General features: G+C 59.5%; 19 protein-coding genes. 7 read left to right on the forward strand and 12 right to left on the reverse strand.

Translation table 11 applies throughout. The features are described from left to right. Window positions 1–59: 59 nt before the first annotated feature. The 11 genes from ACW9JC_RS11425 to ACW9JC_RS11475 all read right to left on the reverse strand — a co-directional run bounded on the left by ACW9JC_RS11425 (window position 60) and on the right by ACW9JC_RS11475 (window position 14,248). A complete protein-coding gene (locus ACW9JC_RS11425; protein WP_457455056.1) occupies window positions 60–1,283 on the reverse strand; it encodes a multifunctional CCA addition/repair protein in 1,224 nt (407 codons plus the stop codon). Window positions 1,284–1,346: 63 nt separating this feature from the next. After that, a complete protein-coding gene (locus ACW9JC_RS11430; protein ID WP_338583489.1) occupies window positions 1,347–2,909 on the reverse strand; it encodes a SpoVR family protein in 1,563 nt (520 codons plus the stop codon). Beyond that, entirely contained in the window at window positions 2,906–4,177 is a 1,272-nt protein-coding gene (locus ACW9JC_RS11435; RefSeq protein WP_457455057.1) for a YeaH/YhbH family protein, read from the reverse strand. The genes ACW9JC_RS11430 and ACW9JC_RS11435 overlap by 4 nt, the downstream gene beginning before the upstream one ends. A 203-nt stretch (window positions 4,178–4,380) precedes the next feature. Next, a complete protein-coding gene (locus ACW9JC_RS11440) occupies window positions 4,381–6,303 on the reverse strand; it encodes a PrkA family serine protein kinase (RefSeq protein ID WP_045059965.1) in 1,923 nt (640 codons plus the stop codon). A gap of 297 nt (window positions 6,304–6,600) precedes the next feature. Then, window positions 6,601–6,930, reverse strand: coding sequence for a thiosulfate sulfurtransferase GlpE (glpE, locus tag ACW9JC_RS11445; RefSeq protein WP_457455058.1), 330 nt, complete (start codon window positions 6,928–6,930; stop codon window positions 6,601–6,603). 33 nt (window positions 6,931–6,963) lie between these two features. Beyond that, the gene (locus tag ACW9JC_RS11450) at window positions 6,964–7,848 is read right to left on the reverse strand and encodes a symmetrical bis(5'-nucleosyl)-tetraphosphatase (protein WP_457455059.1); all 885 of its coding nucleotides are present in this window, start codon (window positions 7,846–7,848) and stop codon (window positions 6,964–6,966) included. After that, on the reverse strand, window positions 7,848–8,228 hold the full coding sequence (gene apaG / locus ACW9JC_RS11455; RefSeq protein WP_338583481.1) for a Co2+/Mg2+ efflux protein ApaG: 381 nt from the start codon (window positions 8,226–8,228) through the stop codon (window positions 7,848–7,850). The genes ACW9JC_RS11450 and apaG overlap by 1 nt, the downstream gene beginning before the upstream one ends. Window positions 8,229–8,351: 123 nt before the next feature. After that, window positions 8,352–9,170 (reverse strand): 16S rRNA (adenine(1518)-N(6)/adenine(1519)-N(6))-dimethyltransferase RsmA, encoded by an 819-nt coding sequence (gene rsmA / locus ACW9JC_RS11460; RefSeq protein WP_338583479.1) that lies wholly within the window; start codon window positions 9,168–9,170, stop codon window positions 8,352–8,354. Further along, window positions 9,167–10,156 (reverse strand): 4-hydroxythreonine-4-phosphate dehydrogenase PdxA, encoded by a 990-nt coding sequence (gene pdxA, locus ACW9JC_RS11465; RefSeq protein ID WP_457455060.1) that lies wholly within the window; start codon window positions 10,154–10,156, stop codon window positions 9,167–9,169. The genes rsmA and pdxA overlap by 4 nt, the downstream gene beginning before the upstream one ends. After that, window positions 10,153–11,475 carry a peptidylprolyl isomerase SurA gene (surA, locus tag ACW9JC_RS11470; RefSeq protein WP_448109543.1) on the reverse strand — a complete coding sequence of 441 codons (1,323 nt, stop codon included), beginning with the start codon at window positions 11,473–11,475 and terminating at the stop codon, window positions 10,153–10,155. Before surA ends, pdxA begins: the two co-directional genes overlap by 4 nt. Continuing rightward, the gene (locus ACW9JC_RS11475) at window positions 11,450–14,248 is read right to left on the reverse strand and encodes an LPS-assembly protein LptD (protein WP_457455061.1); all 2,799 of its coding nucleotides are present in this window, start codon (window positions 14,246–14,248) and stop codon (window positions 11,450–11,452) included. The genes surA and ACW9JC_RS11475 overlap by 26 nt, the downstream gene beginning before the upstream one ends. A 130-nt stretch (window positions 14,249–14,378) precedes the next feature. Here ACW9JC_RS11475 and ACW9JC_RS11480 point away from each other — a divergent pair, with 130 nt between their 5' ends. Genes ACW9JC_RS11480 through ACW9JC_RS11490 form a run of 3 tightly spaced genes read left to right on the forward strand, consistent with a single transcriptional unit; the run spans window position 14,379 to window position 16,835 of the window. Next, window positions 14,379–15,398, forward strand: a complete 1,020-nt coding sequence (locus ACW9JC_RS11480) for an aminoglycoside phosphotransferase family protein (RefSeq protein WP_457455062.1) — start codon at window positions 14,379–14,381, stop codon at window positions 15,396–15,398. After that, window positions 15,395–16,066, forward strand: a complete 672-nt coding sequence (gene murU, locus ACW9JC_RS11485) for an N-acetylmuramate alpha-1-phosphate uridylyltransferase MurU (RefSeq protein ID WP_457455063.1) — start codon at window positions 15,395–15,397, stop codon at window positions 16,064–16,066. The genes ACW9JC_RS11480 and murU overlap by 4 nt, the downstream gene beginning before the upstream one ends. Before the next feature lies 1 nt (window position 16,067). Beyond that, window positions 16,068–16,835, forward strand: a complete 768-nt coding sequence (locus ACW9JC_RS11490; RefSeq protein ID WP_457455064.1) for a TerB family tellurite resistance protein — start codon at window positions 16,068–16,070, stop codon at window positions 16,833–16,835. A gap of 112 nt (window positions 16,836–16,947) precedes the next feature. Here the strand turns inward: ACW9JC_RS11490 and ACW9JC_RS11495 are convergent, their stop codons facing one another. Beyond that, complete coding sequence (locus ACW9JC_RS11495) at window positions 16,948–17,940, reverse strand: alpha/beta hydrolase family protein (protein ID WP_457455065.1); 993 nt, start codon at window positions 17,938–17,940, stop codon at window positions 16,948–16,950. A 73-nt stretch (window positions 17,941–18,013) separates the two neighbouring features. On the opposite strand from ACW9JC_RS11495, the gene ACW9JC_RS11500 reads away from it, so the two are divergent. The 4 genes from ACW9JC_RS11500 (at window position 18,014) to ACW9JC_RS11515 (ending at window position 23,574) form a co-directional block, all read left to right on the forward strand. Next, a complete protein-coding gene (locus tag ACW9JC_RS11500; protein ID WP_457455066.1) occupies window positions 18,014–20,413 on the forward strand; it encodes a PAS domain-containing sensor histidine kinase in 2,400 nt (799 codons plus the stop codon). After that, the gene (locus ACW9JC_RS11505) at window positions 20,414–21,043 is read left to right on the forward strand and encodes a response regulator (protein WP_020798801.1); all 630 of its coding nucleotides are present in this window, start codon (window positions 20,414–20,416) and stop codon (window positions 21,041–21,043) included. A gap of 318 nt (window positions 21,044–21,361) precedes the next feature. Continuing rightward, the gene (locus tag ACW9JC_RS11510; protein ID WP_338583465.1) at window positions 21,362–22,486 is read left to right on the forward strand and encodes an ABC transporter ATP-binding protein; all 1,125 of its coding nucleotides are present in this window, start codon (window positions 21,362–21,364) and stop codon (window positions 22,484–22,486) included. A gap of 44 nt (window positions 22,487–22,530) precedes the next feature. Continuing rightward, window positions 22,531–23,574 (forward strand): ABC transporter substrate-binding protein, encoded by a 1,044-nt coding sequence (locus ACW9JC_RS11515; RefSeq protein WP_338583464.1) that lies wholly within the window; start codon window positions 22,531–22,533, stop codon window positions 23,572–23,574. The last annotated feature ends 8 nt before the right edge of the window (window positions 23,575–23,582 follow it).

Below are 23,582 nucleotides of genomic sequence, written 5' to 3' on the forward strand. Positions count from 1 at the left end.
TACATGTATTTATGTTTTTCCTGTAGGAGCTGCCGAAGGCTGCGATCTTTTGATCTTGTTTAACCTTTTTCTTTGTAGGCCTTCAACGCTTTAAGCCGCTCACGCTTGATCGCCTCACCCAGCTCCGGCCCTTTGAATCCCTTCTCCAGCAACGGCTGAACCGCGACGTTGCGAGCCGCAGTTGCCGCCCCACGCAAATAATCCGCCTGTGGGTAACTTCTCTCTTCCAATCCTTTGCGCCCGCGTGCGTCCATCTCGCACGCCGCGATGAATTCTTCGAATCGTTGCGGCCGACGGTAAACGTCGAAGCTTTGCAGCAACTCCAGCAAGGTCGAGGGCTTCAGTTCCAGCGCACGATGGCCGTGGGTGTGACATTCGCCCACCAACAACGCCAGTTTCTGGCAATCCCTCGGTGCCTTGAAACGTTCGTTGACCGCTTTGATCAACTTCAGTCCTTTGAACTCGTGGGCAATATGCCTGGGCCATTCTTCTTCCGGTGTCAGGCCTTTGCCGAGGTCGTGCAGCAGGCAGGCCCAGCGCACGGTCAGCGGTTGTTTGTGCAGCGCGGCTTGTTCCAGCACGCTCAGGGTATGTACGCCTGTGTCGATTTCCGGATGGTGGGCCTCCGGTTGAGGTACGCCGAACAATGCGTCGACCTCCGGCATCAGCACCTTGAGTGCGCCGCAAGCACGCAGCACTTCAATGAATACCTGAGGCTGGTTTTCCATCAGGGCGCGGGAGATCTCTTTCCAGCTCCGCTCCGCCGTCAGTGCTTCCAGTTCGCCCGACTCGCTGAGTTGGCGCATCAGCTCAAGCGTTTCGGGAGCAACGGTGAAGCCGAGCCCTGCATAACGTGCAGCAAAGCGGGCAACACGCAGAACCCTGAGCGGATCTTCGGCAAACGCGGGGGATACGTGGCGCAGAACGCGCGCTTCAAGGTCGCGCTGGCCGTGGTAGGGGTCGGTCAGTTTCTGTTGATCATCTTCGGCTATGGCATTGATCGTCAGGTCGCGGCGGATCAAGTCTTCTTCGAGGGTCACTTCAGGGCTGGCGTGGAAGGTGAACCCGCCATAACCGCGTCCGCTTTTGCGTTCGGTTCGGGCGAGGGCGTATTCCTCACCGGTTTTTGGATGAAGGAAAACCGGGAAATCCGCGCCTACCGGGCGATATCCCTTGGCGAGCATCTCTTCGGTGGTGGCGCCGACCACGACACGATCGACGTCGGTGACCGGGATGCCCAGCAGGCGATCACGCACCGCACCGCCAACTTTATAAATCCGCATAAAAAACCTCCGTTAGCTCGACAGGATAACCGTTGCGTCGGGCTTTCGGAGGCACAAACAGAATCAAAGATGGATGACGGCCAGGTCCAGCCGGCCGTAATCGCCTTCGCTGTGTTCGCTTCTGGGTGGCACATGGTGGGTTTTCATCACCTGATCCCCTTGCAGGGTTTCCAGATGAATGTCGAAGCCCCAGAGACGATGCAAATGCTTGAGCACTTCCTCGGTGGATTCTCCCAGCGGTTTGCGGTCGTGTTGCTGGTGGCGCAGGGTCAGCGAGCGGTCGCCGCGACGGTCGATGCTGTAGATCTGCACGTTGGGTTCGCGGTTGCCCAGGTTGTACTGCGCGGCCAGGGTTTCACGGATGATCCGGTAGCCGCCCTCGTCGTGAATCGCTGGGACCAGCAGGTCGTCCTTTTGATCGTCATCGAGAATGCTGAACAGCTTGAGGTCGCGGATCACCTTCGGTGACAGGTACTGCAGGATGAAGCTCTCATCCTTGAAGCTGCTCATGGCGAACTTGATGGCTGCCAGCCAGTCGGTACCGGCAATGTCAGGGAACCAGCGGCGATCTTCTTCCGTAGGCTCTTCGCACATGCGGCGGATGTCACGGTACATGGCAAAACCCAGCGCATACGGGTTGATGCCGCTGTAGTAGGGGCTGTCAAAGCCGGGTTGGAAGACCACGCTGGTGTGGGACGTCAGGAACTCCATCATGAAGCCGTCGGTGACCAGGCCTTCGTCGTACAGGTCGTTCATCAGGGTGTAGTGCCAGAACGTGGCCCAGCCCTCGTTCATCACCTGGGTCTGACGTTGCGGGTAGAAGTACTGGGCGATCTTGCGCACGATCCGCACGATTTCCCGTTGCCACGGCTCCAGCAGTGGCGCGTGTTTTTCGATGAAATACAGGATGTTTTCCTGCGGCTCGGCAGGGAAGCGTGCGTTGTCTTTGTCGCTGTATTTATCCGCGCCTTTTGGAATGGTGCGCCACAGGTCGTTGATCTGTTTCTGCAGGTGTTCCTCTCGGTCCTTTTGCCGGCGACGTTCTTCTTCGGCGGAAATCGGATAAGGGCGTTTGTAGCGGTCGACGCCGTAGTTCATCAGGGCATGGCAGGAATCGAGCAGATCCTCGACAGCGTCGATGCCGTGACGCTCTTCGCACTGCATGATGTACTGCTTGGCGAACACCAGATAATCGATGATCGAACTGGCGTCAGTCCACGTGCGGAACAGGTAATTGCCTTTGAAAAAGCTGTTATGGCCATAGCAGGCATGCGCCACAACCAGCGCCTGCATGCAGATGGTGTTTTCTTCCATCAGGTAGGCGATGCACGGGTCGGAGTTGATCACGATCTCGTAGGCCAGCCCCATTTGGCCACGGCTGTAGGACTTTTCAGTGCTGAGGAAGTGTTTGCCGTAGGACCAGTGGTGATAACCCAGTGGCATGCCGACTGAGGCATAGGCATCCATCATCTGTTCGGCGGTGATCACTTCGATCTGGTTAGGGTAGGTATCGAGCGCGTAACCGGCCGCAATACGGCTGATTTCGCGGTCGTAGGCCTGGATCAGCTCGAACGTCCATTCGGAGCCGGTGGATATGGGTTGGCGCTTCTGCTCTTTGGCGGTCATGTCACTAACCTGCGCTGGAAGAGTTCACGGAAGACCGGATAGATATCCCCGGCCGAGACCAGTTGTTGCTGGGCAAAAGTGTCAGAAAAGGCTTCGGCGATGCGCTCGTATTCGAACCACAGGGCCTGATGTTCGCGTGGGGTTATCTCAACGTAAGTGTAGTACTGCACGAATGGCATGATCTGGTTGATCAGGATGTCGCGGCAGATGGGCGAGTCGTCGTTCCAGTTGTCGCCGTCGGAGGCTTGGGCGGCGTAGATGTTCCATTCGTTGGCCGGGTAGCGCTCGGCCATGATCTCCTGCATCAGCTTCAGGGCGCTGGAGACGATGGTGCCGCCGGTTTCACGGGAATAGAAAAACTCCTCCTCATCCACTTCGCGGGCGCTGGTGTGGTGGCGGATGAACACAACGTCGATCTTGTCGTAGTTACGCTTGAGAAACAGGTACAGCAGGATAAAGAAGCGCTTGGCGATATCCTTGGTCGCCTGGGTCATTGAGCCGGAGACGTCCATCAGGCAGAACATCACCGCTTTCGAGCTGGGGTTGGGTTGCTTGATCAGCAGGTTGTACTTGAGGTCGAAGGTGTCGAGAAACGGTACGCGATGAATGCGCGCGCTGAGTTTTTCGATTTCTGCCTCAAGGTCCTGTATATCGCCGAAGTTATCCGGCTCTTCCTGCTTCAATCGCAGAAGTTCTTCCTTGGCTTCGCGCAGTTTCGCCCGGCTGCTGCCGGACAGGGCGATTCGTCGCGCATGGGCTGAACGCAGGGTGCGGATGATGTTGATCCGCGACGGGTTGCCCTCGTTGCTGATCCCGGCACGCACGGTCTTGAAGGTGTCGGTGCCGGACAGGTTGCGCTTGACCAGGTTCGGCAGCTCGAGGTCCTCGAACATGAACTCGAGGAATTCTTCCTGGGTGATCTGGAAGACGAACTCGTCCATCCCTTCGCCCGAGTTACCGGCCTTGCCAGGCCCTCTGCCACCGCCACCTCCCGGCGGACGGGCAATGTGCTCGCCGCTGGTGAATTCCTTGTTGCCGGGGTGCACGACTGTCTGTTTGCCACCGCGACCATGGTGAAGCACCGGCTCGTCGATGTCGCGGCCGGGAATGCTGATTTGCTCGCCGTGCTCCATATCGGTAATGGAGCGCCGACTGACCGCCTCTTCGACAGCCTTCTTGATGTGATCACGGTAACGCCGCAGAAACCGCTGACGGTTCACCGTGCTCTTGTTCTTGCCATTGAGACGTCGGTCGATCACATAGCTCATGACTGCTCCTTAGAAGCTGTCCTGAAAGGGGCGAGCGTTCAAGCAGCAGTCAACAGAGTGCCAAGGGGGGTACAGGCTCCCCCAAGCGCTGTGGACGCGACCTGAATCTCGCTACCGACTTTCGAACACCTCCAGAGGCCTGTGTAACAGAAAATCCGTATACAGGCCTCGGGCTGACGACAACCGGTCTGACCGGCAGCGGGTTATTGTGATTTTCTGACCCGCAGATACCACTCGGACAGCAGTCGTACCTGTTTGTCGGTGTAGCCCCGCTCGACCATCCGTGTGACGAAGTCGTTGTGTTTCTGCTGGTCTTCTTTGCTGGCCTTGGCATTGAAGCTGATGACCGGCAGCAGGTCCTCGGTGTTGGAGAACATTTTCTTCTCGATGACCACCCGCAGTTTTTCGTAGCTGAGCCAGGTCGGGTTCTTGCCGTTGTTGTTGGCCCGGGCGCGCAGTACGAAGTTGACGATTTCGTTGCGGAAATCCTTCGGATTGCTGATGCCGGCCGGTTTTTCGATTTTTTCCAGTTCCTCGTTCAGGGCTACGCGGTTGAGGATCTCGCCGGTTTCCGGATCGCGGTATTCCTGGTCCTGGATCCAGAAGTCGGCGTACAGCACGTAGCGATCGAAGATGTTCTGGCCGTACTCGCTGTAAGACTCGAGGTAGGCAGTCTGGATTTCCTTGCCGATGAATTCGATATAACGCGGTGCCAGGTACTCCTTCAGGAAGCGCAGGTAGCGTTCGCGGGTCTCGGCCTGGAACTGTTCCTGTTCGATCTGTTGTTCCAGCACGTAGAGCAAATGCACCGGGTTGGCGGCGATTTCGTGCGGATCGAAGTTGAAGACCTTCGACAGGATCTTGAACGCGAAGCGGGTCGACAGACCGTTCATGCCTTCGTCGACACCGGCGTTGTCGCGGTATTCCTGGATCGACTTGGCCTTCGGATCGGTGTCCTTGAGATTCTCGCCGTCATACACGCGCATCTTGGAATAGATGTTGGAGTTTTCCGGCTCCTTCAGGCGCGACAGCACAGTGAACTGGGCCAGCATCTTCAAGGTGTCCGGCGCGCAATGGGCCTTGGCCAGCGAGCTGTTGAACAGCAGCTTGTCGTAGATCTTCACTTCGTCGCTGACCCGCAGGCAGTACGGCACTTTGACGATGTAGATCCGGTCGATGAACGCTTCGTTGTTCTTGTTGTTGCGGAAGGTATGCCATTCCGATTCGTTGGAGTGGGCCAGCAGGATCCCGGTGAACGGAATCGCGCCCAGGCCTTCGGTACTGTTGTAGTTGCCTTCCTGGGTGGCGGTCAGCAATGGGTGCAGCACCTTGATCGGCGCCTTGAACATTTCGACGAATTCCATCAGGCCCTGGTTGGCCCGGCACAGTGCGCCCGAGTAGCTGTAGGCGTCGGCGTCGTTTTGCGGGAATTCTTCCAGTTTGCGGATATCGACCTTGCCCACCAGTGCCGAGATGTCCTGGTTGTTTTCATCTCCCGGCTCGGTTTTGGCCACGGCGATCTGGTTGAGGATCGACGGGTACAGTTTCACCACGCGGAACTGGCTGATGTCGCCGCCGAATTCGGCCAGGCGCTTGGTGGCCCATGGCGACATGATGGTGTTGAGGTAGCGCCGTGGAATGCCGAAGTCTTCCTCGAGGATCGCGCCATCTTCAGTGGCGTTGAACAGACCCAGAGGCGATTCGAATACCGGCGAGCCCTTGATCGCGTAGAAGGGGACTTTCTCGATCAGCTGTTTGAGCTTCTCGGCCAGGGACGATTTACCGCCACCGACGGGCCCGAGCAGATAGAGGATTTGTTTCTTCTCTTCCAGGCCCTGAGCGGCATGGCGGAAATACGAAACGATCTGGTCGATGCATTCTTCCATCCCGTGGAAGTCTTCAAAGGCCGGATAGCGGCGGATCACCTTGTTGGAGAAGATTCGCGACAGTCTCGAGTTGGTCGAGGTGTCGAGCAGCTCCGGTTCACCGATGGCCAGGAGCAGACGCTCGGCGGCGGAAACGTAGGCGCTACGGTCCTGTTTGCACAGTTCCAGATACTCTTGCAGCGAGAGTTCTTCCTGGCGTGTGGACTCGAAACGTTGTTGGAAGTGGCTAAAGATACTCATGACGTCACCTCGCTCGATACGTGGAGCCGACGCCGGATCATTCAGTCGATGCTGGCAGCAACCGAACAGGCAGTCGCTGTTTACCCCCCAGAAACCTTTCGCAGCTGACTACTGCGAAAGCTACTCCCGATGATCCGCGCGCCGGTGTACCGGCTCTCCCCTGTTTTGGATGGCCTGCGCTTAAGGATAGTTGGGAATTCGGGAGGTAAAGGCGAGATACGTAATTAGTTGTGGCAGACCGTTCGTCTGCCACCGCGCTAGCCCGCGGGAGCCGGGGGCTTGCGTGTTACAAAAAAATTATTCAGAGGTGCCTTGCGCCGTTTCTGAAGGATACGTCGAACGCCACAGCTCAAAACCGCCATCCATGCTGTAGACGTCGGAGAAGCCCTGGCTGATCAGGTAGGCGGCAGCGCCCTGGCTGGAATTGCCGTGGTAGCAGACCACGACAGTCGGTGCATCAAGGTCGGCACCCTGGATGAAAGCGTGCAGGGAATGATTGTCCAGATGCTTCGAGCCGGCGATGTGCAGGGCGGCGAAAGTGGCGGGATCACGAACATCGACCACCACTGCGCCTTGTTCGCGCAGGGCATGGGCCTGTTCCGGGGGAATACGTTTGAATTCGCTCATGGCGGGCTCCTGTGGCTCGGCTGAAAGCGCAGTCTAGCGCGGGGCGCTGGCTGACGATGGTTCGGAAATTTGTGGGGTGAGCGGTGAGGTGGCGGCATTGCCATGTTCGTCGCATTTGCAGGACAGGCGTTCGCCAGTGTCGACATTCATCAGGGTCAAGGCGCCGCCCCAGACGCAACCGGTGTCGAGGGCGAAAATGCCCGGCTCTTGAACGTTGCCTTCCAGCGCGGCCCAATGACCGAAGATGATCTTCACGTCCTTGGTCTTGCGTTCCTTGTGCTGGAACCAGGGCTTGTAGCCTGCCGGTGCGGTACCCAGGCCTTCCTTGCTCTTGAGATCGAGCTTGCCTTCGGCCGTACAGAAACGCATGCGGGTGAAATAGTTGGTGATCACTCGCAGGCGCGTCACGCCTTTGAGCTCACTGTCCCATTTCGCCGGGTCGTTGCCGTACATGCCGTCGAGGTAGGGCGGGAGCAGGTTGTCGTCGCGCAGGGCGGTTTCGACTTCGCCAGCGTACTTCAGGGCTTTGCGCAGCGACCATTGCGGTGGAATACCAGCATGCACCAACGCAATGTTCCGTTGTGCGTCGTAATGCATGAGTTTTTGCTGGCGCAGCCACTCCAGCAGCTCGGCGCAATCGGGGGCTTCGATAATCTCGCGCAGGGTGTCCGCCTTCTTCAGGCGTTCGATGTTTTTCCCGGCGGCCAGCAAGTGCAGGTCGTGGTTGCCGAGTACGCAAACCAGCGATTCGCGGATGCTATAGAGGTAGCGCAGGGTGTCGAGCGATTGCGGGCCACGGTTGACCAGGTCGCCGACCAGCCACAGACGATCCTTTGCCGGATCGAACGCGACTTGCTTGAGCAGGCATTGCAGCGCTTCCAGGCAGCCCTGCAAGTCGCCGACGGCATACGTCGCCATCAGTGCAAGGCTCCGGGCACCGCCAGACGAAATGGCGCGATGATGGCGTCGAAATGCTTACCGTCGTCGGCAATCATCTGATAAGTGCCTTGCATGGTGCCGACCTTGGTGGTCATGACCGTGCCGCTGCTGTAGGTGTGGCTCTTGCCCACGTCGATCAACGGCTGCTGGCCAACGACGCCCGCACCGCGAACCTCTTCGACATGTCCGTCGCCATCGGTGATCACCCAGTGCCGTGACAACAGTTTGGCCGGTATCAGGCCATTGTTTTGCACGGTGATGGTGTAGGCGAAGGCAAAGCGGTCGTGTTCGGGTTGCGATTGTTCTGCCAGATAGCGGGTGACGACGCTGACGTCGACCTGATAACGAGGATCGGACATGCAAGAGGCCTTAAAAACGAAGCGGGACGCGGGGCGCAGCTGATTGGGATCAGTCTAGGCCAAGTACCGGGTAGTAAACCAGACATGGGCGCTGGTGTCCTACCCGATCACGCTTCAGTTCTGTCAGACGTCCGCTGGCTTCTGTAGGGATTGTTCGCTGAGTTTGTCAGCCAGGCGCACGAAGGCAGCCAGGTCGAGTTGCTCGGGACGCAGGCTGCCATCGACGCCGGCGGCTTCGATTTCAGCGTTGCTCAGCAGCAACTTGAGGGTGTTGCGCAAGGTTTTGCGACGCTGGTTGAAAGCTTCGCGCACAACGCGTTCCAGCAGTTTGTGATCTTTGGCAGGATGCGGCAGCACGGCGTGAGGCACCAGGCGCACGATAGCCGAATCGACTTTCGGTGGCGGATTGAACGCGCCCGGACCGACGTTGAACAGATGCTCAACCCGGCAGTGATACTGAACCATGATCGACAACCGGCCCCAGTCACCACCGCCAGGCCCTGCCGCCAGACGCTCGACCACTTCCTTTTGCAGCATGAAGTGCATGTCGCGAATCAGGTGGGAGTTGTGCAGCAGGTGGAAAATCAGCGGTGTGGAGATGTTGTACGGCAGGTTGCCGACTACGCGCAGACTGCCGGGGGCGGCATTCAGGCTATTGAAGTCGAATTTCAGCGCATCACCCTGATGCAGGTTGAAATTGCTCTTGCCGGCAAACTGCTGGTTGAGGATCGGGATCAGGTCCTTGTCCAGCTCCACCACATCGAGTTGCGCGCCACTGCTCAACAGGCCTTGGGTGAGCGCACCCTGGCCCGGGCCGATTTCCAGCAGGCGGTCTTCGGCTTTTGCATGGATGGAGCGCAGGATGCGGTCGATAACGCCGGCATCGTGCAGGAAGTTCTGGCCAAAGCGTTTGCGCGCCTTGTGTTGGTATTGCTCGTTCATAAACGGGTCTCGGCCATCTGGTAGGCGGTTTCCAGGGCGACTTGCAGGCTGCCGGTGTCGATCTTGCCGCTGCCGGCCAGGTCCAGGGCAGTGCCGTGGTCGACCGAAGTGCGGATGATCGGCAGGCCCAGCGTTACGTTGACTGCAGCGCCGAAGCCTTTGTATTTCAGCACAGGCAGGCCCTGGTCGTGGTACATCGCCAGCACTGCGTCGCAGTGCTCCAGATATTTGGGGGTAAACAGAGTGTCGGCGGGCAGGGGACCGCGCAGGTCCATGCCTTCGCCGCGCAGGCGCTCTAATGTGGGTTCGATGATATCGATTTCTTCATGGCCCAGGTGTCCGCCTTCACCGGCATGGGGGTTGAGCCCGCACACCAGAATGCGTGGCTGGGCGATGCCGAACTTTTCTTGCAGGTCGGCATGCAGGATTCGCGTAACCCGTTCCAGACGCTCCGGCGTAATCGCGTCGGCGATCTCGCGAAGCGGCAGGTGGGTGGTGACCAGCGCCACACGCAGGCCACGGGTGGCCAGCATCATCACCACTTGTGCGGTGTGGGTCAGGTCGGCGAGGAATTCGGTGTGCCCGGAAAAGGCGATCCCGGATTCATTGATCACGCCCTTATGCACGGGCGCGGTGATCATCCCGGCGAAATGCCCGTCCAGACAACCTTGGCCGGCGCGGGTCAGGGTTTCCAGGACAAAAGCCGCGTTGGCCTTGTCCAGTTGCCCGGCGACGACCTTGGCGTTGAGTGGCGTATCCCAGACATACAGGCTGTTGGCAGGCGCGGGTACATCCGGCCAGCTGTCCGGTGTGACCGGCAGCAAATCGACAACCACGCCCAGCTGCGTGGCCCGCTCAAGGAGCAGGTCGCGGCTGGTAATGGCAATCAGGGGGTGTGGCTGGGCTTGCGAGGCGAGCAGCAGGCACAGGTCGGGACCTATGCCGGCCGGTTCACCGGGTGTCAGCGCGAATCGTTTGGGTTTCACTGCGCTGCCTGGTCGGCGCCAGGGAGTTTGATTTCTACGTACGCTTCGTCACGGATCTGACGCAACCAGGTTTGCAGCTCTTCGTCGTATTTGCGGTTACGCAGTACGGTCATGGCTTGTTGCTCGCGAGCCTGGGTGGTGCTGTCGGTGGCGCGGCGGCCAAGGACTTCCAGGACGTGCCAGCCATATTGAGTCTGGAATGGCTTGGACAGCTGACCTTGTGGGGTCTTGGCCATCACTTCGCGGAACTCCGGAACGAGTGCGTTCGGGTCGATCCAGTTCAGGTCGCCGCCGTTGAGAGCGGAGCCCGGGTCTTCCGAGAAGCTTTTCGCCAGCTCGCCGAAATCTTCGCCAGCTTCGATACGAGCGTAGAGCGATTCAGCCAACGCTTTGGTCTTTGCTTCGTCGCGGATCGGGCTCGGTTTGACCAGGATGTGACGCACGTGCACTTCGTCACGCACCTGCGCTTGACCGCCACGCTTGTCGGTGATCTTCAGGATGATGAAGCCCCCTGGCGTGCGCATTGGCTGGGTGATGTCGCCAACAGTCATGGTGCTCAACAGGCGATCGAACGGAGGTGGCAGTTGAGCGGCTTTACGCCAGCCCATGTCGCCGCCTTCCAGTGCGGTTTCGCTGGCGGATTTGGCGATGGCCAACTGACCGAAGTCAGCGCCTTGCTTGAGCTGCTGGTAAACCGCGTCAGCCTGTTTGGCTGCGTTCTGAATCGCGTCGGAGTTGGCGCTTTCCGGCGTAGGAATCAGGATGTTGGACAGGCGGAACTCTTCAGACAGCTGCATCTTGCCAAGGTCGGAAGCGAGGAAGTTCTTCACTTCCTGCTCGGACACCTGGATGCGTTCGGCCACACGGCGCTGACGTACACGGCTGATGACCATTTCGCGACGGATCTGGTCACGGGCGTCGTCGTAGGACAGACCGTCGTGAGTCAGGGCCGCACGGAACTGGTCGACCGTCATGTTGTTGCGCTGGGCGATGGTGCCGACAGCCTGGTTCAGTTCTTCATCGGTAATGCGGATGCCGGAACGTTCGCCGATCTGCAGTTGCAGGTTTTCGACGATCAGGCGCTCAAGCACCTGCTGCTCCAACACGCTGGCCGGAGGCACGGCAGAGCCGCGCTTGGCGATGGTTTGCTGAACTTCATGAACGCGCTGGTCCAGTTGGCTCTGCATGACCACGTCGTTGTCGACGATGGCCACCACTTTGTCGATGGACTGTACCGCGGCGTTGGCCGCGGTACCCAGGAACAGCGCGCCCAGCAGCAGCGGGCGCAGACAATCAGAAAGCTTGGTCTTCACGTTCACGATAACCTTGAATGCCTTTGTCGAGGAAACTCTCTACTTTGGAGCCGGTAAGGCCGCCGAGTCCCTTCAGAACAATTTGGAGGAAGACGCCATGGTCGCCTTTTTCGTTTTCCGGAGCGGCCTGACTGAATTCTTCATAGTCGACCCAGTAACGGTTGATCAAACGCAGTTTCCAGCAGCAGTTGTCGTACTCGAAACCACCGAAGGCTTCCAGGGTACGGTTGCGGTTGTAGTCGTACTGCCAGCGGCTGATGACGTTCCATTGCGGCACGACCGGCCAGATCACCGAGAAGTCGTGCTGCACGATCTTGTAGTAATCCTTCACGTAGCCAGGCTGGCCCGGGACGCCGTAGTCACCGCCACCCACTTGCCATTGACCGGTGTTCTGGTCGTAACGAACCTGGTCATTGCGATAGCGATAGCCGGCGTTGACGACCTTGTTCGGGTTGTCTTCAGGCTGATAGTGGAACATCGCGCTACCCGAGCGAGGGCTGCGGGTGTCCGGGTCCCAGTTGTAATCGGCGGTGGTGCGCCAATCGCGGTTCCAGCGATATTCGTATTCCAGAGCGTATGGAGAAACATCGGAATGCGCATCTTCACGGGTTTTTGCATCGATACCCGGCAGCTGGACTTCGCGATCCTTGAAATAAAACGCTTGGCCGACGCTGATGCGTTGACGTTCGAAACCGTTGTCTTCGATCCAGCGACTGGTTACGCCCAGCGACAGTTTGTTTTCGTCGCCGACACGGTCGGAACCGGAGAAACGGTTGTCGCGGAACAACGACGAGTAGTTGAAGGTGTATTCGCTGGTGTCGAATACCGGAATGTCTTCCTGGTCCTTCTCGGGCACGTAGAGGTAGAACAGGCGTGGTTCAAGCGTCTGGCGATAGTTCTTGCCGAACCATTGGGTGTCGCGATCGAAATACAGGCCGCTATCGACGCTGGCAATCGGCACGCCACGGTTCTGGCTGCTGCCAAAGGTGCCAAGGAGGCGGTCCTGCTCGGCGGATTGCGCTGCAATCTGGTTCTTGCCGATGCTGTCCAGGTCCAGTTCGTACTGCGTGTATTGGTACTTGAGTTTCGGCTTCAGGAAACCATACGTCCAGTTCAACGGCAGGGCGACGGCAGGAGCAAGGTTCAGGCGATCACCGGTAGCTCGGGCCAGGCCTTGAACGTTGGTGTCGAGACGCGGTTCCACATTACCGTTTTCATCGGTGAAGTTACCGTTCTCCAGGTCCCGATCGAATCGCACGATTTCAGTGTTGTACGTGAATTCCAGGCCTTCTGGACGATACGGCAGCGCACCATCAAAGGTGATCTGCGGCAAACGGTCGTACGGCGTGATGTTCGACACGGTCGCGAGCTGATAAGCCTGGGCATTCACGCGAGCGGTGTAGCTGTCGCCGCGATAAGTGACGGCGCCTTGCTGGTTCACGTAGTCGGCACTTTTCACGCCAATCTGGTCAGTCTGCAGATCCTGGAAGTAATAAGGATCGCTGATCTTGGTGTAGTCGACTTGCGTGAACACACGCGAATCAAGACCACCCTTGTGCTGCCAGTTGTACATGTAGCGGGTTTTTTCGTAGTCAGTCTGCAGCTTGCGCTCGTCGTCCTCGTCGTTGAGGTAGGCGGCGCCGAACTGACCTTCGCTGGATTTGGTCAGGTAGCGGAATTCGCCTTCCACCAACATGCCACGCTTGCTCATGTAGCGCGGGTACAACGTGGCATCGTAGTTCGGTGCCAGGTTGAAGTAGTACGGCGTGACCAGCATGAAGCCGGTATCGCTGCCGGTGCCGATGGTCGGCGGCAGGAAACCGGACTGGCGACGGTCATCGATCGGGAAATAGATGTACGGCGTGTACAGGACCGGAATGTCCTTGACCCGCAGTGTCACGTTGGTCGCGGTACCGAAACCGGTGGCCGGGTTCAGGGTGATGTTATTACCCTTGAGCTGCCAGGCGTTGCTGTTCGGTTCGCACGTGGTGTACGTACCATCCTTGAGGCGGATGATGGCGTTCTCGGCACGCTTGGCGTACAGCGCGTTACCGCGGATACGGGATTTGTGCATCACGTATTCGGCGTTGTCGACCTTGGCTTCACCGGTATCGAGCTGCACGTCGGCGTGGTCGCCCACGATCAGAGCGCCGTTGTCGCGAATGCGCACGTTGCCACTCAGCTCACCACGGCTCTCGGCCTGGTAAAGGTTGGCTTCGTCGGCTTCGACCTGCATGCTGCCCTGGCGCATGACCACGTCACCGGCCAGGGTGGCGACTTGCTCATCCTGCTTATAGCGGGAAGCTTTGGCACCGATAAAGGTAGGGGCGTCACTTTTACTCGTCTTGTCATTCATGCCAGGACGAATCGGTTCGATATAGGAACCAGAGCAATATGGACCGGTTTCGGCCAGTTGCGCTGCAGTGAGCTGCTCACGGGGAACCCAGTCGAGGTGGCTGTAGTCTTCGCTACGCGACTTCAGGCCGCGGCCCTTGGACTCGGTAACCAGCGCAGTCTTGGCACCGGTGTCTTCGCTGGAGCCTTCCTCGGCCGGTGTTTCGCCGGTTGCGGAAACTGCGCTGCCGTCATGGACGGGACGCGGAGGCAATGCAGCCGCCGGCGCCTTTGGCGCACAGTCCCAGGCACCCGAAGCAGAGACTGAGCAGTCATACTGTTCCGCGGCGACCACGAAGGAAGTGGCTAGAGGTTGCAAGGCCAGCAGACTGCCGGTTACCAACAACGGAAATTTTTTACGAAACGCGGGGGATTTCAATGCCATCTTATTAGTCCGGGCTTCCTGCGTGCCATCTGCCCGCGGTGTGGGCCGCACGCCTCTCGATGGTCTGAAAAAGATGCTGGATAATAAAGCATGACCCGCTTGACGGCTAGCGCCGTCGGAGACCCTTGCAATGCCTGACCAAGATGTACGTTTGCAACACCTGAAAGTTTGGCTCGATGAACAATTGGCGACCCTTTTTGCGGACCAGGGCTGGGGCTCCGTACCCCCGGCCACGTTGACCGCGGCCAGCAGCGACGCGAGTTTCCGGCGTTATTTCCGTTGGGAAGGCGCGGGTAGAAGTTTCGTTGTGATGGATGCGCCGCCGCCCCAGGAAAACTGCAAACCCTTCGTGGATATCGCTTTTTTGCTGGCGAAATCCGGAATAAATGTGCCGAAAATTTATGCCGAAGACCTCGAACGCGGATTTCTTTTGCTCAATGACCTGGGCAACAAGACCTATCTGGACGTGATCGACAGCGAAAATGCCGACGATTTTTTCAACGATGCCCTGCAAGCGCTGTTGGCTTTTCAACAGTTGCCGATGGTTGCGCCGTTGCCGAGTTATGACGTGGCGTTGTTGCGACGCGAACTCGAACTGTTCCCTGAGTGGTACGTGAAGCGTGAATTGGGTATCGAGTTCGACGCCGCGCAACAAGTGCTCTGGCAGCAAGTCAGCGATTTGTTGATCGACAGCGCCTTGGCCCAGCCAAAAGTCCTGGTGCACCGCGACTACATGCCGCGCAACCTGATGCTCAGCGAGCCGAACCCCGGTGTGCTGGATTTCCAGGATGCGGTCTATGGACCGGTGACCTACGACGTGACTTGTCTGTTCAAGGACGCCTTCCTCAGCTGGCCCGAGGAACGCGTGCGCGGTTGGCTGGAAAGTTATTGGCAGCAGGCCACTGCGCTGAACATTCCGGTGCAGCCGGACTTCGAAGACTTCCTGCGCGCCAGCGACCTGATGGGCGTGCAGCGTCACCTGAAAGTGATCGGTATCTTCGCGCGCATCTGCCATCGCGATGGCAAACCGCGTTATCTGGGCGATGTGCCGCGTTTCTTCGCCTATATAGATGCTGTGATCGCCCGCCGTCCTGAACTGGCTGAACTGGATGTGCTGCTGGCCAGTCTGCGCGCTGGAGTAAAGGCATGAAGGCGATGATTCTGGCGGCCGGCAAAGGCGAGCGCATGCGCCCGCTGACCCTGACCACGCCAAAGCCGCTGGTTCGCGCCGGCGGGGTGCCGCTGATCGAGTATCACCTGCGTGCGCTGGCCGCTGCCGGGTTTACCGAGATCGTGATCAACCATGCCTGGCTCGGTCAGCAGATCGAGGATTATCTGGGCGACGGTTCGCGCTATGGCGTCAGCATCCAGTACTCGCCGGAGGGCGAGCCGCTGGAAACCGGCGGCGGGATTTTCCGTGCATTGCCGTTGCTGGGTGATGACGCCTTTGTCGTGGTCAATGGCGACATCTGGACCGATTACGACTTCAGTGTGCTGCATCAGCCGATTGTCGGTCTGGCTCACCTGGTGCTGGCGAACAACCCGGCTCATCATCCGAGCGGGGATTTCCAGTTGATCGACGGCCAGGTTCGCGACGGCCAACCGGATGCGGCCACCCTGACCTACAGCGGCATCGCCGTTTTGCATCCGCAGTTGTTCGAAGGTTGCTCCGCCGGGGCGTTCAAACTGGCTCCGTTGCTGCGTGCCGCAATGGCGAACGGGCAGGTGTCGGGCGAACACCTGAACGGGCAGTGGGTGGATGTCGGCACTCACGAGCGCTTGGCCGAAGCAGAAACCCTCATCGAAGCGAGCCGCTGACATGCTATGGCCAGGGACTCTGATCGGAGCCGGAGCGGGCTTTGCCATTGCCAGCATTCCGGGGGCCATGCTCGGTGCCTTGTTGGGACAGGCGCTGGATCGACGCCTGCACTTGCAAAGTTGGGCGCATCTGCGTGAAAAACTCGGCGGTCGTCCGGTACTGCGCAACGATGAACTGCTGTTCGTGTTGCTGGGCCGGTTGGCCAAGTGCGACGGGCGAGTGCTGGAGGGTCATATCCAGCAGGCGCGCCAGGAAATGCGCTCGCTGGAAATGAACGAACCGGCCCAGCGTCGGGCGATTGCCGCATTCAATCGCGGCAAGTCGGGCAACGACCGGCTGCGCGGTTATCTGCGTCGCCTGAGTGCTCAGCCCCATGCGGCCGAAGGCGTGTTACGCGCCTGTTGGCGGATGGTCTGGGCCGATGGTCGGGCTGGCAGCAGTGAGCGCGAGCTGATTGCCCAGTGGGGCAAGTGGCTGGGCTGGACGCCGCATCAGGTACAGGCACTGGCCCAAGACTATGAACCGCATAAGCGACCGCAGGTCAGCGGTGCGGTGACGTATCAGGACGCGTTGCGGCTGTTGGGGGTGTCGGCTACCAGTGAGCCGGCGCAGATCAAACGCGCCTATCGGCGTCTGCTCAGTCGCCATCACCCGGACAAGATTGCCGGCAGCGGGGCGACGGTGTCGCAGGTTCGTGAGGCTACCGAGAAAACCCGGGAGCTGCACACGGCCTATACGCTGATTCGGCAGCGGCGGGATTTTCGCTGACCCCATCGCGGGCAAGCCATGCTCCCACAAGGTTTTATGTCGATTGCGAAACTTGTGTACGACTCAAATCCTGTGGGAGCGAGCTTGCTCGCGATGAAGGCGATGCGGTCTATCAGTCCGCCGCATTCTGCGGACTCAACCAACCCCGCACCCGGCGAACCAGTTGCTCCTGTTGTGCCTTGCTGTCTCCGGGCAAGGCCTTGAGCGAAACCTGGCTGAAGGCCGAAGTCTTCAAGCGTTTGCTGGCCTGCAACCGGGCCAGCGCCGCGTTGCGGTCCAGCGGTTTGTCCATGTAGAAGATGTCGGCGGTAGGCAGTTTCAGTGATGGGGCGAGCTCATCCAGTTCCGGTTTCGCCTTGGCAGGTGTCTGCGCAGCAACCATGACGAACCGCTCGACTTGCGATGTCTGCTTCTCACTCAGATACCGTGCGGCCCAATAAGCGCCAGTGCCATGACCCAGTACGACGATGCTGCGAGCGCTTTGCTGTTCGGCGAAAGCAATCGCCGCGTCGATGCGAGCGAAGATTCGCTCGGCATCGGCTTTGGACTGTTCTTCACTGGTTTCGGCGACGGGTTTGTCCGCCACTTCGGCTTCACCGCCGGCTGCCTGTTCGATGGGGGCGGCGGTGGTCGAGTCCTTGCTGCCGGCGTCCGGCGTCTTGGGCGTTGGCGGCACTTCGGCAACGCGTGGCGCAATGGCATCGCTTTGCACGTCCGGCAAGGTGATACTCAGGCTGCTCCATTGCGCGTCCGGCAGTTGGCGGCGCAACGGACCGATTGCTTGCGGCCAGTCAACGGTTTCGCCAGCGCCCGGGACGATAATCACCGCGCCTTTGGGTTCGGCGGTATTGGCCGGTTTCCACAAGGCCAGGAAAGTGTCGCCACCCGCTTGCAGTTGCTGCTGCTCCTGGGTCGGGATTTTTCGTTCGAGTGCTGCCGCTTCCTCCTGACTACGCTCAGGCAACGGCTGGCGTTCAACCGGTTTTTCTTGCGCGGGTTGTTCCGCGGCGGCAGGCGCCGGGTCGGCAGCCTCGACGGAAAAAGCGCATGGCAGGATCAGCGACAGGCACAATGCTGGCAGCGCCAGGCGGTAGACAGGGGGCATCGGATATTCCAGGCCAGAAGTGATTCCGGCAGCCTAATGGGTTGGTCAGTATTTGTCAGTGTGTGAGAGTTCGATGATGCGTTTTCGCTGCCTGTGGGTTATCGGCTGGTTGTGGTTTCCCTTGATGGGCTGGGCGGCGGCCGCGCCACCGGCGCACGTCGCACCGCTGTCCGCGGGCCAGCAACAATGGCTGGCGCAACAGGGTGAGTTGCGCGTCGGTCTGGTGTTGCAGGCGCCCTATGCGCAATACGATCGCCGCTTGCAGCGCTTGTCCGGGGTCAACGTCGAGCTGATGAAATGGCTGGCCAAGTCGCTCAAGGTCGAGTTGAGCTGGCGTAACTTTCCCGATCTTGAACAACTGGAAGCCGCCGCACGCGCGGGTGAAATCGACATCGCCCCGGGGCTGACCCAAACCCCTGGCGGTCTGCGCCTCTGGCAGTTTTCCGATCCGTACATGCGGGTGCCGCAACTGGTGGTCAGCGACCAGAAAAGCACCGGCGCGGTGGAGCTGGAGAAACTCGACAGCCAGACCCGCGTCGCCGTGCGCATGCCCAGCGCAACCGCCGACTATCTGCGCGGCAACTATCCACACCTGAACCTTCAGGGCGTGCCGATGGAACGCCAGGCGCTGCAATTGTTGTTGAGTCAGCAGGCCGGTTACGCCGTGGTCGATGAGGCGCAGTTGGGGCGCTTGTCGGTCGAACCGGAATTCGCCGGACTGGTGGTGGTGGGTGACATCGGTTTGCCGCAACTGCTGCGGGTGGCCACGCGGCGCGACAAGCCGGAGCTCGCCGGCATCATCGAAAGCGCGCTGCGGGCGATCCCGGCGAAGGATCTGGAAACACTGCACAACCAATGGCTGCAACCCAAGTACCCCCGGCTGACCGAGTCGCCGGGCTTCTGGCAAAACCTTTGTCTGCTGTTGTTGGTGCTGGCGCTGAGCAGCATGGCGATCGTGTTCTGGCAGCGCCGCCAGCAGCACAGTCTGGAGCAACGACTGGCGGCGGCGCAGGCGGACATCGCCCTGCGCGCGGCCAGCGAAGAGGCGCTGCGGCTGACGCAGTTTTCCATCGATCAGAGCACCGTCGGCATCCTTTGGGTCAACTGGGACAGTCATGTGCGCTACGCCAACCGCGCTGCCGAAACCATGCTGGGCTATCCACCGGGCGGGATCATCGACCGGCCATTGATCGACTTCGAACCCGGCCTGCACATGGATCGCTGGTTGAACCTGTGGAAGCGCGCCAGGGCCAGCGACGAGTCGCCACAAAGTTTCGAAACCCATTGCCTGCGGGCCGACGGCAGCATTCTGCCGACGGATGTCTCGCTGAGCTTCCTGCGTTTTCGCGACGGTGAATACCTGGTGGTCTACCTCACGGACGTCACCGAGCGCCGTCGTGCCCTCGCGGCATTGCAGGAAAGTGAAGCGCGGTTGCAAGGGATCGCGGCGAACGTTCCCGGATTGGTCTTTCGCCTGGAGCGCGCGCCGGTGACGGGGCAGATCGACTTTGCCTACATCAGCGAGGGCAGCGAAAGTCTGGTGGGTTACTCGCCGGCAACGTTGGCTCATCGTGACAAAGGCCTGCGCAGCCTTGTGCATCCGGACGATAAAGCCAGTTATCACCAGACCCAGGATCATGCGCTGGACACCGACAGCGACTGGTCGTGGCAAGGGCGAATTCTTACGCGTCAGGGCGAACAGCGCTGGGCGGAAATCAAGGCGATTACCCGTCAACTTGAAGACGGTGCCTACGTCTGGGACGGCATTGTCTGGGACATCAGCGAGAGCAAGCGCATCGAACTGGAACTGGCCAGCTCCCGCGAGCAGTTGCGCGAATTGTCCGCGCACCTTGAAAGCGTACGGGAAGAGGAAAAGGCACGCATTGCCCGGGAAGTTCACGACGAGTTGGGCCAGATGCTCACCGTGTTGAAGCTGGAAACCTCCATGTGCGAACTGGCCTACGCACAACTGGACCCTGGTCTGAACGACCGCTTGAACAGCATGAAACGCTTGATCGCTCAGTTGTTCCAGTTGGTGCGGGATGTGGCGACGGCATTGCGACCACCGATTCTCGATGCCGGCATCGCCTCGGCCATTGAATGGCAGGCCCGCCGCTTCGAGGCGCGTACGCAGATTCCGTGTCTGGTGCAGGTGCCGGACAATTTGCCGGCGCTCAGCGATGCCAAGGCGATCGGTCTGTTTCGCATCCTTCAGGAAGCACTGACCAATGTCATGCGCCACGCCCAGGCGCATACTGTTGAACTGACGCTGGCCCTCGAAGGCGACGAGTTGTGTCTGACGGTCAGCGATGATGGCGTAGGATTTGTCGCTGCAGCCGGCAGGCCGACTTCCTTTGGCGTGGTCGGTATGCGCGAGCGGGTGTTGATCATGGGCGGGCAGTTGTCGCTTGAAAGTGAGCCGGGAGAGGGCACGACCCTTATCGTGCGAGTGCCGTTGGATGAGGAGAAGTAAGTGATCCGTGTACTGGTAGCCGAAGACCACACCATCGTCCGCGAAGGCATCAAGCAATTGATCGGCCTGGCCAAGGATCTGCTGGTGGTGGGGGAGGCGAGCAATGGTGAACAGTTGCTCGAAACCCTGCGGCATGTGCCTTGCGAAGTGGTGTTGCTGGATATCTCCATGCCGGGTGTTAACGGCCTGGAGGCGATTCCACGGATTCGTGCGCTGAACAATCCTCCGGTGATCCTGGTGCTGTCGATGCACGACGAAGCGCAGATGGCGGCCCGGGCGTTGAAGGTCGGCGCTGCGGGGTATGCGACCAAGGATAGCGATCCGGCATTGTTGCTGACGGCCATTCGCCGGGTCGCGGCGGGCGGGCGCTATATCGACCCGGATCTTGCCGATCGCATGGTCTTCGAAGTCGGCCTGACCGACTCTCGGCCATTGCACTCGCTGCTGTCAGAGCGTGAATTCTCCGTGTTCGAACGCCTGGCCCAGGGTGCCAACGTCAACGACATCGCCCAGCAACTGGCCTTGAGCAGCAAGACCATCAGCACCCACAAGGCGCGCCTGATGCAGAAGCTCAACATCACCTCGCTGGCCGAGTTGGTGAAGTACGCGATGGAACACAAACTCCTCTGAATTCAACCAATTCCTGTAGGAGCACGGCTTGCCGGCGATGACGTCCTTGAAATCGCTATCGCCAGCAAGCTGTGCTCCTACGGGTTTTGTGGTGGCATATCCATTTGCGACACCTCAAAACACAGCGTTTGCCTTTACTTGCGGCTTGCAGCTGATCGCTTGCCACTGCCTTTATCCAATCCCGCCATCCTTGTAGGGCAATCCCTACCCCCAACCTTCCATCCGGCTGAGGCGATTCTCTCCTGCGCCCCGATTTGCGCAGGTCCCAGCGTCCACTAGGCTTAGTCCACAGCAGTCATCAACAACAAAGGTGTGGGTATGAGCCAGGTCGATTCAAGTGCAGGGGCCAATGATGTTCTGGTCAGCTTTCGTGGAGTGCAGAAGAGCTACGACGGCGAGAACCTGATCGTCAAAGACCTCAACCTGGACATTCGCAAAGGCGAATTCCTCACCTTGCTCGGGCCGTCCGGCTCCGGCAAGACCACCAGCCTGATGATGCTCGCCGGTTTCGAAACACCGACTGCGGGTGAAATCCTGCTGGCCGGGCGCTCCATCAACAACGTGCCGCCGCACAAGCGTGACATCGGCATGGTGTTCCAGAATTACGCGCTGTTCCCGCACATGACGGTCGCCGAGAACCTGGCGTTCCCTCTGACCGTGCGCGGTTTGAACAAAAGCGACGTCAGCGACAGGGTCAAAAAAGTCCTGAGCATGGTCCAGCTCGACACCTTCGCCCAGCGTTACCCGGCGCAACTGTCCGGCGGTCAGCAGCAACGTGTGGCATTGGCCCGCGCGCTGGTGTTCGAGCCGCAACTGGTGCTGATGGACGAACCTCTCGGCGCACTCGACAAACAACTGCGTGAACACATGCAGATGGAAATCAAACACCTGCACCAGCGCTTGGGCGTGACCGTGGTCTACGTGACCCACGACCAGGGCGAAGCCTTGACCATGTCCGACCGTGTGGCGGTGTTCCATCAAGGCGAAATCCAGCAGATCGCGCCGCCGCGCACGCTCTACGAAGAGCCGAAAAATACCTTCGTCGCCAACTTCATCGGCGAAAACAACCGTCTCAATGGCCGTCTGCACAGCCAGACCGGCGACCGCTGCGTGGTCGAACTGGGACGTGGTGAAAAAGTTGAAGCGCTGGCGGTGAATGTCGGCAAGACCGGCGAACCCGTCACCTTGTCTATTCGCCCGGAGCGCGTGAGCCTCAATGGTTCCAGCGAGTCGTGCGTCAACCGCTTCTCGGGAAGGGTGGCGGAATTCATCTATCTGGGCGACCACGTCCGGGTTCGCCTGGAAGTCTGTGGCAAGACCGACTTCTTCGTGAAACAACCGATTGCCGAGCTCGATCCCGCGCTCGCAGTTGGTGACGTGGTTCCGCTTGGCTGGCAGGTCGAACACGTTCGTGCGCTCGACCCACTTCTAGAGGCGAACTGATCGCCCTTCTGCTTCACCAACCCTGCACGTGGAGAACAATATCAATGTTGAAATCCCTGAAATTCACAGCTCTGGTCATGGGCATGATCGGTGCCTCGCACGCGATGGCCGCTGGCCCGGACCTGACCGTGGTGTCCTTTGGCGGGGCGAACAAGGCGGCGCAGGTCAAAGCCTTCTACGCACCGTGGGAAGCGGCAGGCAACGGCAAGATCGTGGCGGGCGAATACAACGGTGAAATGGCCAAGGTCAAGGCCATGGTCGACACCAAGAGCGTGTCCTGGGACCTGGTAGAAGTTGAGTCGCCAGAACTGTCCCGTGGTTGCGACGAAGACATGTTCGAGCAACTGGACCCGGCACTGTTCGGCAAAACCGAAGATTACGTCAAAGGCGCTATCCAGCCATGCGGCGTGGGCTTCTTCGTGTGGTCGACCGTGTTGGCCTACAACGCCGACAAACTGGCTTCCGCGCCGACCAGTTGGGTCGATTTCTGGGACACCAAGAAATTCCCGGGCAAGCGTGGCCTGCGTAAAGGCGCCAAGTACACCCTGGAATTCGCACTGATGGCCGACGGCGTTGCGCCGAAAGACGTCTACAAAGTGCTGGCCGGCAAAGACGGTCAGGACCGCGCGTTCAAGAAACTCGATGAACTCAAGCCGAACATCCAGTGGTGGGAAGCCGGCGCACAGCCGCCGCAATACCTCGCCTCCGGTGACGTGGTCATGAGCTCGGCCTACAACGGTCGTATCGCTGCCGTACAGAAAGAAAGCAACCTGAAAGTGGTATGGAACGGCGGCATCTACGACTTCGACGCATGGGCCATTCCAAAAGGTCTGGACGCCAAGCGCGCTGAAGCGGCGAAGAAGTTCATCGCCTTCTCGGTACAGCCACAGCAGCAGAAGACCTACTCGGAAAACATCGCCTACGGCCCGGCCAACACCCAAGCCGTACCGCTGCTGGCCAAGGATGTCCTGAAAGACATGCCGACCACCCCGGAAAACATCGCCAACCAGGTGCAGATCGACGTCAGCTTCTGGGCTGACAACGGCGAGCAACTGGAACAGCGCTTCAATTCCTGGGCTGCGAAGTAATGCTTCGC

Source organism: Pseudomonas sp. SDO5591_S426 (assembly GCF_054070755.1).